Source organism: Sphingomonas sp. GM_Shp_2 (assembly GCF_026540875.1).
Classification (GTDB): domain Bacteria; phylum Pseudomonadota; class Alphaproteobacteria; order Sphingomonadales; family Sphingomonadaceae; genus Sphingomonas; species Sphingomonas carotinifaciens.
The window spans coordinates 18,881-32,006 of the sequence record NZ_JALNUQ010000010.1; the positions used below are offsets into that span (position 1 = coordinate 18,881).

Here is a 13,126-nt window from a genome sequence, read left to right on the forward strand (position 1 = left end):
GACGCCGGGTCGATCCCGGTTTAGAAGACGCCATGACCGGACCGATCGACCGCTGGATACGCGTGACACGCTGGACGCCGTCACGCTACCGGGCCCTGCTGCGCGCCCGTGGTCCGCGCTCCGTGCAGTTTCGCACGCGGGCCGCCATTCTCGCCGGGGCGATCCTGATCGGCATCGTCGCCACGCTTTTTGCGCTCGCCGCCGACTGGGCGAGCGAAGTCTTTTCCGATTACGCGCATCGCTGGCGCTGGCTGCCGCTGGCGACGACGCCATTGGCCTTCATGGCGCTGGTCTGGGTGACCCGCCGCTATGCGCCGCTCGCACGCGGGTCCGGCATTCCACAGGTCATCGCCGCACAGGCGGACCCGAACGGCGCCACCTCGACGCTGATCTCCATCCGCACCGTCGCTGCCAAGGCGGCGTTGACGATCGGCGCCGTGTTCAGCGGCGCATCGGTCGGGCGCGAGGGGCCGACCGTGCAATTGGCCGCCGCCATCATGGGGCTCACGCATCGGCTGGTGCGGGTGCCCTTGCGCGGCGGCGTCCTTATCGCGGGTGGCGCTGCCGGAGTGGCCGCCGCGTTCAACACGCCGCTCGCCGGATTGCTGTTCGCGATCGAGGAACTGGCCTCCGCTTATGAACAGCGGGTGACGCTGCTGGTGCTCGCCGCGATCGTCATCGCCGGCATGGTCGCGCAGTCGGTGCAGGGCGATTATGTCTATTTCGGCGCGATCGGTGCGCACATGCCCTTGATGTCGGCCCTGCTGGTCGTGCCGGTGGCGGGCATCGTCGGCGGCGTGGCCGGCGGTGTGTTCTCACGCCTGCTGCTCGCCATGGCACTGGGCCGGAACCGGATAACCCGCTGGTCGCGCGCCTACCCGGTGCGCTTTGCCGGCCTGTGCGGGGCAATCGTCGCGATCCTTGGTGTGTCGACCGGGCTTACCTGGGGCACCGGCTATTTCCCGGCGCGCGCGATGATCGTCGGGGTGGATGCGCCCTTGTGGTTCGGCCCGGCCAAATTTCTTGCCACCGCGGTGACTGCTATCGCCGGGCTGCCGGGTGGCATCTTCGCGCCCTCGCTGGCGACGGGGGCCGGGGTCGGCAATCTCCTGCGCGGCCTTTTCCCGAACGAGCCGGCCAGCGCGGTCGTTATCCTCGGCATGGTCGCCTATTTCGCCGGTGTCGTGCGCGCGCCCCTCACCGCGGTCATCATCCTGTCGGAAACGACCGCCAGCCGCGGGCTGATGCTCCCGATGTTCGCCACCGCCTTCATCGCCGATGCCGCCAGCCAGTGGGTGTGCCGCGAAAAGCTCTACCACGGCCTGTCGCGCACCTTCGCAACCTCAGCGCCCTCAACCCCAGCGCCCTGAACCTCAGCGCACGGCATCCAGAAAAGCGGCCGGCACGCTCACCCCGTCGCCGCGCCAACTCGATCCCAGCACGCCACCGTCCCGGTCGAGCAGCAACAGGCCCGGCAACGCCGTACCGCCCAGCCCCCGCAGGCGTCTGCGCGCCGGATCGTCGTGGCGCACGAGCAGCCAGGGCATCCGCTCGCGCATGACGTAATCCCGGTGCGCGCGTGGCTCGGCATCGTCGCCGGCATAGACGATCTCGGCGTCCGATCCGCTTTCGGCCAGGCGGCGATGGGCGGCTTTCAAGGTGGGGAGGAACGCCCGGCACGGCCCGCACCAGCTCGCCCCGCAATAGACCAGCAGCCGCCGGGTCGCCGGTGCCAGCCCGGCGGGTATCAGGCGCCCCCGGTCCAGCCGCTCCAGCCTCGGCGCCGCCGTGGCCGTCACGCCGCCGGGTATCGCCAGCAGGCCCGCCAGCATCATCCGCCTAGAAATGCGCACGGGCCTGCACGAACAGGGTGCGCGGGCTGCGCGGGCCATAGACATAGTCGCTGTCGCGCGTCGCACCCGTTTCCAGGTCGCGCTGCCGGGCATCGGTGACGTTGCGCAACCCCAGCGTCACGTCGATCTCGCGGTCCTGACCGACCGGCAGGTGGCGCGTCGCGCTCAGGTCGGCGACCAGAAAGGCGGGACTGCGCCGGATCACCCCCAGCCGGTTGTTCAGCACATCCATCGGCCCGACATAGCGCACGCCCAGAAATCCATCGAGCCGCGGCGAAAGTGTCCACACCGCCTGCCCGATCGCGTTCCAGCGGGGGCTCTTCAGGTAACGCTGCGTGAAGAGCTGCCGCCCCTCTCCCTCGAACACCAGTTGCGCATCATCATACCGTGCATCGATCCACGCCGCGCCCACCGTCAGCCGCAACCGCGCGTCCACCCGCACGCTGGCGTTCAGCTCGGCCCCCGTCACCGTGCTGCCGCCCGCATTGTCCCGCAACTGGAACAGGCCGCCTGCGTCCTCGCGAATTTCGCCCAGAAAGAAGGTGTTGCGGATGGTGGTGCGATAGAATTGCCCGTCCAGCGTCAGCGCCCCGCTCCACCACCCCGGCCGCCAGTCGAACCCCAGCGCCAGACTATCCGCCCGCTCCGCCTCCAACCCCCCCGCATTACGCACCCGCACCGGCGCCGCGCCGAGCACCGCGACATGCACATCCTCGCTGAAGATCTCCGGTGCGCGGTATCCGGTCGACCAGTTTGCCCGCACCACCAATGGTGGCGACGGCGACCACCACAGCCCGATCCGCGGCGAGGCGATCATGTCGTCCAGCACCGAACTGCGATCGATCCGCGCCCCGAGCAGCAACCGGACCGCGCCCGACAGCGACCATTCGTCCTGCGCAAATGCCCCCAGCGTCGAAAAACTTCCCTTGCTCAGCGTACCCAGAAAGCGCCCGCCCGCGTCGAGATTGCGATCGTCCACGCGCTCGCCGCGATATTGCACGCCTAGTTGCACGTCATGCGCCCCGCGGGTGGCGGCAAGGCGCAGTTCGCCGAAGTGCAGCGTGTCGCGCGTCGCGCCATATTGACGACGACTGACCGCCTCGGCCGCGGCAAACGCCGCCGCATCATAGCCGGGTGCGGCGGGATCGACCGCCACATCGCCCAGCCCGCCATAGAAGCTGCCGCGCGTGACATGCGACAGCGCATATACGCCCGTCAGCGTCGTCGCCTCCGCCAGCCTTTGCTCGACGCTCAGGCTGGCGCGGTGCACGCGGCTGTCCACCGCCTCCGCGATATTGGCGAGGTGCGGTGCACGGTTCAGCAGATTGCCGCCCCGCCGCCGCTCGTCGCTATACTGGTAATCGACCGCTACCCGCGTCGCCGCGCCGACAGCCACGTTGCCCCGCACGCCCCCGCTCCACTGCCGCAACCGCGCCAGTTCGGTATAGCCGTCGCCGTTCAGGTCCACCCCCGGCTGCCGCGCGGCCTGCCCATACACGCTGAAGGCCCCGCCGCCGCCCAACGCCAGCGTCCCCATCGCCGAGCCCGTTACGCCATTCTCCCCCGCCAGCCGACTATGATCCAGCGTGGCGCGTATCCCGGAGCGCAGCGGTTTGACCGGCAGCACGTTGACCACACCCGCCACCGCGCCCGGCCCGTACAGCGCGGAGCCGCCGCCCTTCACCACCTCGATCCGGTCGATCAGCACCGCGGGAAGTTGCTCCACCCCGTAGACCGCGGCGACGCCGCTGACCAAGGGCAGTCCGTCGAGCAGGATCTGGTTGTACGCCCCCGGCAGCCCCAGCAACTGGATCTCGGTCGTGTTGCAATTCTGGCAGTTGCTCTCCGACCGTGCGCCCGGCAGCCAGTCCAGCGCATCGGCCAGGCTGCGCGGCGCGGTGGCGGTCAGGATGGTCTCACCGATGATGTCGGTCCTGACCGGCGCCTCGCGCACCGTGCGCGGCGTGCGCGTTCCCGTCACCACGATATCGCCGGATGGCGCCCCGGCCTGCGCCAGCACCGCCGCCGGGCACGTCGACGCGGCAAGCAGGATGATGACGGGGCACATTGGTTTAGCCATGGCTAATATTTGTAGTGCGGCGCTTCCCATGCGACAAGCCGCAATGCACCCGGACGCCGCGATGACCGAAAGCCAGAACCCAGACACTCGCGCCGCCGCCTTTCGCAAGGTGCGCGAGGCGCATCAGACGGAAATGGCGGAGGATTATGTCGAGCTGATCGGCGACCTGATCGCGCGGTTCGGCGAGGCGCGCCTGACCGATCTGGCCGAGCATACCGGCGTCACCCTGGCCACCGCATCAAAAGTCGTGCAGCGATTGAGCCGCGAAGGGCTGGTCCAGAACCGGCCCTATCGGTCGCTGTTCCTGACGCCCGCCGGCGAGGAGCTTGCCCGCGTCGCGCGCGAGCGGCACCGGATCGTGCAGGACTTCCTGCTCGCCATCGGCGTCGACCCCGCCACCGCCGCGCTCGATTCCGAGGGGATCGAGCATCATGTCAGCGAAATCACGCTTGCCCGGCTGAAGGCGTTGACCGCCCAGCTGGCCGATCAGCGTCCCCCCGGCGGCAACCTTTCCTCCAGATAGCGGGTCATCAGCGAATACAGGTGCACGCTCGTCCCCGGCTTCTCGTAAATGCCGTGCGAGCGATCCGGATAGGCCATCATCTGGAACGGCTTGTTGGCCGCGATCAGCCGGTCCGCCAGTTGCTCCAGATTCTGGTAATGGACATTGTCGTCGCCGGTGCCGTGGATGATGAGCAGATTGCCCTTCAACTTGTCCGCAAAATTGATCGGCGACCCGTCACGATAGCCGTCGGCGTTCCCCGTCGGCAGACCCATATAGCGTTCCTGATAGATGGTGTCGTACAGCATCTGGTCGGCGACCGCTGCCACCGCGATCCCGGTCTTGTAAAGGTCCGGATAGCGGAACAACGCGTTCAGCGTCATCGATCCGCCGCCGCTCCATCCCCAGATGCCGACACGCGCCGGGTCGATATAGGACCGATCGGCCAGCATCCGGGTGACGCCCGCCGCCAGATCGGCGGAGGCGAGGATGCCGACCTGCCGATAGATGCTCTTGCGCCATGCCCGGCCCCGGGGCGATGCGGTGCCGCGCGGATCGATGCTTGCGACCAGATAGCCGCGCTCGGCGAGCATCCGGTGCCACAGCGCGGTGTTGCCACCGAACTTGTCGGCGACCGTCTGTCCCCATGGTTCGCCGTAAACCTGGAACAGGATCGGATAACGCTTGGCCGGGTCGAAGTTCCTGGGCTTGATCAGCCATGCATCCAGCATGGTGCCGCCGCCAATGTCCAGCCGCAGGAACTCGGTCTTGCCCAGCCCCTGCCCCTGCACCACCGCATTGGCGGCGGCATTGCGGGCGAGTACGCGAACCGGGCGATGCGTCGCCAGGTCGATCATCTCGGTCACCGGTGCGGTATCGAAGGTGGAAAAGACATGCCGGGCATAGCGGCCGCCCGGCGCGATGTCGTAATCATGCGTGCCGGGCTGTCCGGCCGGCGTCACCCGCTCCACCCGCACGCGTCCGGACAGCGTTGCGCGGTATAGATAGCGGCGGGTGGGATCGCCTGGTGCGGCGGTGAACCACACCCGATTGTTCTTCGCATCGACCAGCAGCACGTCGATCACGTCGAACTGTCCCGGCGTGCGCAGGCGCATCGTCTTGCCGTCGCGCGACGCGACATACAGATGTCGCCAGCCGTCACGCTCGCTCATCCAGGTGAAACCGCGGCCGCTATCCGTCCAGGTCGGATCGGGATTGGCCTCCACCCAGGCGGCATCGCGTTCGTTGAACAGCCGCGTTGTCGTACCGGTGTCGGCATCGGCGAGCATGACCGCAAAGTCGTTCTGCAAGCGATTCGCCTGTTGCAGGAAGACGGCGCGGGAGTCCGGCGCCCAGCTCATCTGCGGTACGTAATATTGCCGCGGATCACCTTCCAGCTTGACCCAGGTGGTGGCCCCGCTGGTGACGTCGACGGTGCCGACCTTCACCGCGGAATTGGCGGTACCGACCTTGGGATATTGCAGCGGGATCACCCGCGAATATTGCCCCACCGTGTTGGTGATCATCGAAAATGTGCCGACGCTGGAGGTGTCGAACCGCCAAAAGGCGATACGCCGCGAATCCGGGCTCCACCGCCACGCCTTGCGCAGGTAGAATTCCTCCTCATACACCCAATCGCCGAGCCCGTTGACGATCAGCGCGTCGCCATCCCGGGTCAACCGGCGCGGCTCGCCGCCGCTCACCCCTTCGACGTACAGGTTGTTGTCGCGTACATAAGCGATGTGCGATCCGTCGGGCGAAAACTCCGCATACATCAGGCTGGCGGCGGGCGCATCGCCGCCGATCCGGCGTAGCGAACGACTGTCCATGTCGAACAACCAGTAATCGCCCTTCGCGCGGGTCCGGCGAAAGGGCTGTCCATTCGTCAGGATCAGCAGCTTGCGCCGGTCGGGCGAGAAGGCATAGCTTTCGATTGCGATCGGCTTTCCGGTCGCCGTGTCGACCAGCGCACTCGCCGGCACGATCACCGCGCGGGCATTGGTCCGCGCATCGTAGCGGACCAGATCGGTGCCCCCCGCGGCGTCCTTTGCCCCCTCGATCGCGATGAAGCCGGTCCCGTCGGGCGTCCATTCACCGCCATCGACATGCTCGAACGGAACCCCCTGCCCGCCAAAGATCCGCTCCACGGTCAGCGGCGCAGTGGCGGGCGCCGTCTGTGCCTGCACCGCGGCACAGGAAAGGCCCAGCACTGCCGTCGCCAGAAACGCATATCCCCGCATGATCAATCCACCCCCGTCAGCGCCAGCAACGCAAAACTCGCCAGCCAGTGTTCGCCCATATAATCGCCTGCGACCTCGCCGATCGCGGCGGCCAGGTGGCGCTCGGCCGCATCCTCCAGCACGTCGCTGCCTGTCGCCTTTGCGAGTGCGCGCATCGCCCAGGCGCGGCTGAGGTTCAGTCCGTCGAGATGCGCGATCTTGCCATCGCTGCGATCGCTGACCCTTGCCGGCGTCAACAGCGCCGCCGGCTCACCACGCGCAAGATCGGGCAGGAAGGCGCTGAACCAGGCCGCAAATTCACCCGGCGGCAACAGGCGCTGCATGGCCAGCGCCTCGATCAGTACGGGCGACAGAAAGTCTTCGCCGCTCGGCTCCCACGCCTGCGCCGCGCGGTCCGCGCCGAACCAGTCCCGCGCACGGCTGGTCAACTGGCCTCGCAGCGCGCGGTCGTTGGCAACCCGCGCATACCGATCGGCCAGCACCAGTGCGAAGGCGGTGTTGGCGTGCGTACCGACACGCACCGGATAGGTCAGCATCGGCAGATGCGCACGAAATCGCGCGACGAAGGCATCCGCGAGCGGCTGCAAGGTATCGGCATGCACGCTGCCCGCGACCCGCAACTCGCCCGCCAGCATCAACAGCCAGGCCCAGCCATAGGGGCGCTCGAACCCGCGCGATGCAGGGCGGTCGAGATAGGCGCGCTCCGCCTCCACCTTGTCCAGCGTGAACGCATCCGCGAACAACGCGTCGATCGCCCCGGCCTCCGCTCCATCCGGAAACAGGCGGCGGACACGCGCGAGTAGCCAATAGCCGTGGACGCAACTGTGCCAGTCGAAGCTGCCGAAGAAGATCGGATGCACGACCCGCGGGATATAGGCGTCCGCATCACCGGTCATGACGTGATCGGCCTTGTGCGGATAATCCCGCGTGACATGGCCCAGCGCGATACGCGCGAAACGGGCGGCTAGATCGGGGTGCATCGTCATCCTTTCGGGAAAGCGCACAGGGCCAGCACCGCGATGTTGAACGCCAGCAACAGGATGGCGGTCGGCCATTGCACGCGGATCACGCCGAACCGGTCGCGCAACTCCAGCACGACGGCGGGCACGATGTTAAAGTTGGCCGCCATCGGCGTCATCAGCGTTCCGCAAAAGCCGGACAGCATGCCCAGCGCCGCGACCACGGCCGGGTCGCCGCCGAATTGCCGGATGACGATCGGCAGGCCGATGCCCGCGGTCATGATCGGGAACGCGGCAAAGGCGTTGCCCATCACGATCGTGAACAGCGCCATGCCGACGCAATAGGCGATGGTCGCCGCCAGCGGCGTGTCGAGTGCGACGACGTTCACCACGCCGTCGGCCACCACCTTGCCGACGCCCGCCATCGCGAACACGCCGCCAAGGGCGGCCAGCATCTGCGGCAGTACCATCGCCCAGCCGATCGCATCCACCAGCCGCCGTGCCTCTCCCACCGGCGCGGATCGCGGCGGTCGGGTCAGGCGCATCGCCAGCAACAGCGCGACGAACGCCCCGGTCACCATCGCGACCAGCGTCACCTGCTTGGGATCGATCAGGGACATGCCCGCAATCCGGCCGTCGGGGATCAGCAAGGTGCCGGCCAGCGTCAGGACGGGCAACGCCAGTGCCGGCACGAACAGCCGGTTGCCGAGCCGCCCCGCGCTGGCCGCTCGTGCCGCGTCATCGCTGCTTGCAACCGGCGCGGGTCGCAATCCCCAGGTCGCCAGTCCGACCATCACCAGTACCAGACAGCCGTTCAACAGGTCCGGCAACCACGGCCCCGCCCCCAGCAACGTCGCGAAGATCGCCCAGAATCCAGCATTGCGCCACCGCGTCGCCTCCGCCCGGTCGAACGCATGATGAACCGCCACCGCCCCCGGCAACGTCGCCGCGGCAATCCCCACTGCATCCAGTCCGATCACGCCCGCCGCGCCTTCAGGCGACGATCCAGCAGCATCAATCGCGTGCCGTGGATCACGAAGGCCGCGATGGCCGTCGGGATCGCCCAGACGGCGACGCTCAGCGGTGCGACGACGATGCCTTCCTGCTCCAGGATCGCGCGGATCAGCAGGATCGATCCGATCGCGATGAACACGTCCTCGCCGAAGAACAGACCGATATTGTCCACGGCGGCGGCATGCGCGCGAATATGGTCCCGCGTCTCACGGTCCAGCGGGTCATGCTCGTCACGCGCCTCGGCACCTTCCGCCATCGGCGCGACGATCGGCCGCACCATAGGCACATGCCCGCCAAGCGAGGTCAGCCCCAGCGCGGCGGTGATCTGGCGCAGCACCAGATAGCCCAGCAACACCCGCCCGGTCGTCGCCCGCCTCAACCCCTGGACGATCCCCCGCGCCCGCTCCCGCAACCCCGCCCGCTCCAGCAGCCCGACCATCGGCAGGGCCAGCCACACCACCGCCAGGAACCGCCCCTCCACGAACGCCTTGCCGATCAGCGCCACGACCTCCACCGGCCCATGCCCCGCCGCCGCCGCACTCGCCAACGCCGCCACCGTCACCACCAGCAGCGGATTGACCCCAATAAGGAAGCCGATGACGATGATGGCGATCCCCGACAGTACCAGCAAATCCCAGCCCCCTTCACGCCCCTCTCACCCTTTCGTATACGTTGGCCCATGAGGCAGCAACGATCATGACAGGCTGGGCATTCTGGATCGATCGCGGTGGCACGTTCACCGACATCGTCGCACGGGCACCGAACGGTTCGCTGACCACGGCCAAGTTGCTGAGTGAAAACCCTGAACTCTACGCCGATGCGGCCATCGCGGGCATTTGGCAGGTGCTGAAATTAGCCGACGACGTGCCTTTGCCGCCCGCCCGTATCGCAGAAGTGAAGATGGGTACGACGGTCGCCACCAACGCACTGCTGGAGCGCAAGGGTGCACGCACGTTGCTGGTCGTGGACCGCGGTTTTGCGGACCTGCTGGCGATCGGCAACCAGACGAGGCCGCGCCTGTTCGATCTCGCGATCCATCTCGCTGCACCGCTGTACGACGGCGTGATCGAGATCGGCGGACGCATCGACCGTGATGGGGAAAGCGTCTCCTCGCTCGACGAAGCGGAGGTGGCGACGTTGCTCGCCGCCAAGCGCGTCGAGGGTTATGAATCGGCGGCGATCGCCCTGGCTCATGCGTGGGCGCATCCGAGGGTTGAGGCAAGGGTCGCGGCACTGGCCCGTGCCGCGGGCTTCGCACAGGTCTCCGCCAGCCACGCCGTCAGCCCCCTCATCGGCCTCGTCGCCCGCGGCCGAACCACCACCGTCGACGCCTACCTGTCCCCCGTCCTGCGCCGCTATGTCGACCGGGTCGCCGACGCACTGGGTGGAGTGGGGTTGCATTTCATGCAGTCCAGTGGCGGGTTGGCGGATGCGCGGGTGTTCGAGGGGAAGGACGCGATACTGTCCGGTCCGGCAGGCGGGGTCGTGGCGGCGGCAAGGACCGCGGAGGCGGCCGGCTTCGACCGGGTCATCGGCTTCGACATGGGGGGCACCTCCACCGATGTCGCACTGTATGCGGGCAAGTTCGAGCGCGTGCTGGACGCCGAAGTCGCCGGGGTCGAGATGCGCGTGCCGATGATGGCAATCGAGACGGTTGCAGCCGGCGGGGGATCGATCCTGCATTTCGATGGCACACGCTTCCGCGTCGGTCCGGACAGCGCAGGCGCCAATCCCGGCCCCGCCTGTTACCGGCGTGGTGGGCCGTTGACCGTGACCGACGCCAACGTCCTGGTTGGAAAGATCCAGCCCGCGCACTTCCCGGCGGTCTTCGGCCGGGACGGCGACCAGCCGCTCGACGTCGAGGCGACACGGCATGGCTTTGCAGAAATGGGCGGCGGGGACGATCCGCGGGCAGTCGCAGAGGGCTTTCTGGAGGTCGCCGTCGCGCACATGGCCGCCGCGATCAAGCGCGTCGCGCTGGAACGCGGGGAGGATGTGACCGACTTCGCGCTGCAATGCTTCGGCGGCGCGGGCGGACAGCATGCGTGTCGCGTGGCCGAGGTGCTGGGGATGCGGCGGGTGTTGATCCATCCGTTGGCGGGCGTGCTGTCGGCCTATGGTATGGGGCTGGCGGACCGGGTTGCGATCCGGCAGCGATCGGTGGAGCGTCCGCTGGGCGAGGCGCTGGACGTGCTGGCCACCACATTGGGGGACGCGGCGGCGGCGGAGCTTCGCGGGGAGGCGCGGCGCGTCGTCACGGTCAACCTGCGCTATGCGGGAACCGACACCGCGCTGGGCGTACCCCTGGACGAGACGGCCGCGATGCGCGGCAGTTTCGAGGAGGCGCACCGCGCCCGTTTCGGCTTCAACAGCCCCGATCGCGCCATCGTGATCGAAAGCCTGGTGGTGGAGGCGATCCTGCCGGGCAATCCGGTCACCCCGCCACCGCTCCCGCCGCGCGAGGGCGGCTTGCCGGCGCCGATCGCGACGGTGGCCGTGTGGACCGGCGGCGCGGAGCATGCGACGCCCGTCCATGCCCGCGAAGCCCTGCGCCCTGGCGACACGATCGTCGGCCCGGCATTGATCCGCGAAGCCATCGCGACGACCATGGTCGAGCCGGGCTGGACACTGGAGGTGGGCGCAGGCGGCGAGCTTTTGCTGGCCCATACCGGCGCACCTGCGCGGGCCGAGCCCGATCCGACGGTCGCCGATCCGGTGCAACTGGAACTGTTCGCCACGCAGTTCATGGGCATCGCCGAGCGGATGGGCGTCATATTGCGCAACACCGCAAGCAGCGTGAACATGAAGGAGCGGCTGGATTTCTCGTGCGCGCTGTTCGACGCGCACGGCAGGCTGATCGCCAATGCGCCGCATGTGCCCGTCCATCTCGGCGCGATGGGCGAAAGCGTCCGGGCGGTGATCACCAGCCGCGGTGCGACGTTGAAGCCCGGTGACGTGGTCGCGCTGAACGATCCGTTCAACGGCGGCACCCACCTGCCCGACGTGACGGTGATCGCCCCGGTATTCGACGCCGACGGCACCGAACTCCGCTTCTTCGTCGCCAATCGTGGCCATCATGCCGATATCGGCGGGCTGACGCCGGGATCGACCCCGCCCAATTCCCGGACGCTGGACGAGGAAGGCGTGGTGATCAGTGACTTCCTGCTGGTCGATGGCGGCGTTCTGCGCGAGGACGCCTTTCGCCGGCTGCTGGCCGACGCCCGCTATCCGGCACGCAGCCCGGATACCAACGTCGCCGACATCAAGGCGCAACTCGCCGCCAACGCGACGGGCATTGCGGAACTGAACGCGCTGGTCGCCGCCCGCGGCTGGCCGGTGGTCCGTGCCTATATGGGCCATGTCATGGCGAATGCGGAGGAAAGCATCCGCCGGGTCCTGTCCCGCCTGTCGGACGGCACGTTCGATTATGAGATGGACGATGGTACGCCGCTGAAGGTCCGGTTGAAGATCGACCATCAGCGCCGCGCCGCGACGATCGACTTCACCGGCACCGGACCCGCGAGCCAAGGCAATTTCAACGCGCCGCCCGCCGTCACCCGTGCGGTCGTACTCTACGCATTCCGCTGCCTGGTGGGCGAGGACCTGCCGCTGAACGAAGGCTGTCTGGCGCCCCTCACGATCATCATCCCCGATGGATCGTTCCTGTCGCCACCACCGGGCAGTGCGGTGGTTGCAGGGAATACCGAGGTCAGCCAAGCGGTGTGCAATGCGCTGCTTGGCGCGCTCGATGCCTGCGCGTCGGCACAAGGGACGATGAACAACTTCCTGTTCGGCAACGACGCCCATCAATATTATGAGACGATCTGTGGCGGCGCCGGCGCAGGGCCGGGTTTCGACGGCGCCTCGGCGGTCCACACGCACATGACCAATACGCGCATCACCGATCCCGAGATATTGGAGATGCGCTATCCCGTCCGCCTCGATCGCTTCGCCATCCGGCGCGGCTCGGGCGGCGCAGGAAACCATGTCGGCGGGGATGGCGCCGTTCGGGCGATCACCGCGCTGGAGCCGCTGACCGTCACCCTGGTCGCTTCACGTCGCACGGTCGCCCCGTTCGGCCTTGCCGGCGGCGGTGACGGCATGGCGGGTGCGCAGCGTGTCGAACGTGCCGATGGCAGCGTGCAGATCCTGAAGGGAACCGACCAGATCGAACTGTCGCCAGGAGACCGGATCGTGATCGAGACGCCCGGTGGCGGGGGGTACGGGGCAGCGGGATAGCTTCCGAGTGGATGCCGGCATATCGCCCGTGCCGGTGTCGTGAGTTGGATGAGATCGGCGAGTGCATCAGGCCTTCGGGCCGATCGAGCCCGCGCCGCAGTCGGCGACGTGTCTCTCGATACGTCGTCTCGATACGCGGCTTTGCCGCTACTCGACAACTACTCGAGACGAACGGGGGGGGCGTCATCCCACCTCGGGGATCGCCTGGCTTTCGAGGAGCATATCGGGAACTTGTAACG

9 protein-coding genes are annotated in these 13,126 nt (G+C 67.9%); 3 read left to right on the top strand and 6 right to left on the bottom strand.

Features of this window, described 5'->3' with window-relative positions; genetic code table 11:
* The first annotated feature begins 32 nt into the window (after positions 1–32).
* On the top strand, positions 33–1,370 hold the full coding sequence (locus OXR08_RS05610) for a chloride channel protein (RefSeq protein WP_267348444.1): 1,338 nt from the start codon (positions 33–35) through the stop codon (positions 1,368–1,370).
* A 3-nt stretch (positions 1,371–1,373) separates the two neighbouring features.
* Here OXR08_RS05610 and OXR08_RS05615 read toward each other — a convergent pair whose 3' ends face one another.
* Positions 1,374–1,835 carry a thioredoxin-like domain-containing protein gene (locus OXR08_RS05615; RefSeq protein ID WP_267348446.1) on the bottom strand — a complete coding sequence of 154 codons (462 nt, stop codon included), beginning with the start codon at positions 1,833–1,835 and terminating at the stop codon, positions 1,374–1,376.
* Positions 1,836–1,839: 4 nt separating this feature from the next.
* The gene (locus OXR08_RS05620) at positions 1,840–3,933 is read right to left on the bottom strand and encodes a TonB-dependent receptor (RefSeq protein WP_267348448.1); all 2,094 of its coding nucleotides are present in this window, start codon (positions 3,931–3,933) and stop codon (positions 1,840–1,842) included.
* A 28-nt stretch (positions 3,934–3,961) separates the two neighbouring features.
* Here OXR08_RS05620 and mntR point away from each other — a divergent pair, with 28 nt between their 5' ends.
* Positions 3,962–4,456: a manganese-binding transcriptional regulator MntR gene (gene mntR / locus OXR08_RS05625; RefSeq protein ID WP_267348450.1), complete on the top strand. Its 495-nt coding sequence runs from the start codon at positions 3,962–3,964 to the stop codon at positions 4,454–4,456.
* On the opposite strand, the gene OXR08_RS05630 is transcribed toward mntR, so the two are convergent.
* Genes OXR08_RS05630 through OXR08_RS05645 form a run of 4 tightly spaced genes read right to left on the bottom strand, consistent with a single transcriptional unit; the run spans position 4,420 to position 9,279 of the window.
* Complete coding sequence (locus tag OXR08_RS05630; protein ID WP_267348451.1) at positions 4,420–6,675, bottom strand: S9 family peptidase; 2,256 nt, start codon at positions 6,673–6,675, stop codon at positions 4,420–4,422. The two genes, mntR and OXR08_RS05630, sit on opposite strands and share 37 nt — an antisense overlap.
* Positions 6,676–6,677: 2 nt before the next feature.
* Positions 6,678–7,661: a DUF2891 domain-containing protein gene (locus OXR08_RS05635; RefSeq protein WP_267348453.1), complete on the bottom strand. Its 984-nt coding sequence runs from the start codon at positions 7,659–7,661 to the stop codon at positions 6,678–6,680.
* Positions 7,658–8,614, bottom strand: a complete 957-nt coding sequence (locus OXR08_RS05640) for a DUF979 domain-containing protein (RefSeq protein ID WP_267348455.1) — start codon at positions 8,612–8,614, stop codon at positions 7,658–7,660. Before OXR08_RS05640 ends, OXR08_RS05635 begins: the two co-directional genes overlap by 4 nt.
* Entirely contained in the window at positions 8,611–9,279 is a 669-nt protein-coding gene (locus tag OXR08_RS05645; protein WP_267348457.1) for a DUF969 domain-containing protein, read from the bottom strand. The genes OXR08_RS05640 and OXR08_RS05645 overlap by 4 nt, the downstream gene beginning before the upstream one ends.
* Positions 9,280–9,344: 65 nt before the next feature.
* Here OXR08_RS05645 and OXR08_RS05650 point away from each other — a divergent pair, with 65 nt between their 5' ends.
* A complete protein-coding gene (locus OXR08_RS05650; protein WP_267348459.1) occupies positions 9,345–12,887 on the top strand; it encodes a hydantoinase B/oxoprolinase family protein in 3,543 nt (1,180 codons plus the stop codon).
* Positions 12,888–13,126 lie beyond the last annotated feature (239 nt).

What these genes read in the sequence shown, in the direction of transcription:
- OXR08_RS05615 (WP_267348446.1), bottom strand. Translation starts at nt 1,835, where the DNA reads ATGATGCTGGCGGGCCTGCTGGCGATACCCGGCGGCGTGACGGCCACG.
- OXR08_RS05630 (WP_267348451.1), bottom strand. Translation starts at nt 6,675, where the DNA reads ATGCGGGGATATGCGTTTCTGGCGACGGCAGTGCTGGGCCTTTCCTGT.
- OXR08_RS05650 (WP_267348459.1), top strand. Translation starts at nt 9,345, where the DNA reads ATGACAGGCTGGGCATTCTGGATCGATCGCGGTGGCACGTTCACCGAC.
- OXR08_RS05620 (WP_267348448.1), bottom strand. Translation starts at nt 3,933, where the DNA reads ATGGCTAAACCAATGTGCCCCGTCATCATCCTGCTTGCCGCGTCGACG.
- mntR (WP_267348450.1), top strand. Translation starts at nt 3,962, where the DNA reads ATGCGACAAGCCGCAATGCACCCGGACGCCGCGATGACCGAAAGCCAG.
- OXR08_RS05610 (WP_267348444.1), top strand. Translation starts at nt 33, where the DNA reads ATGACCGGACCGATCGACCGCTGGATACGCGTGACACGCTGGACGCCG.
- OXR08_RS05635 (WP_267348453.1), bottom strand. Translation starts at nt 7,661, where the DNA reads ATGACGATGCACCCCGATCTAGCCGCCCGTTTCGCGCGTATCGCGCTG.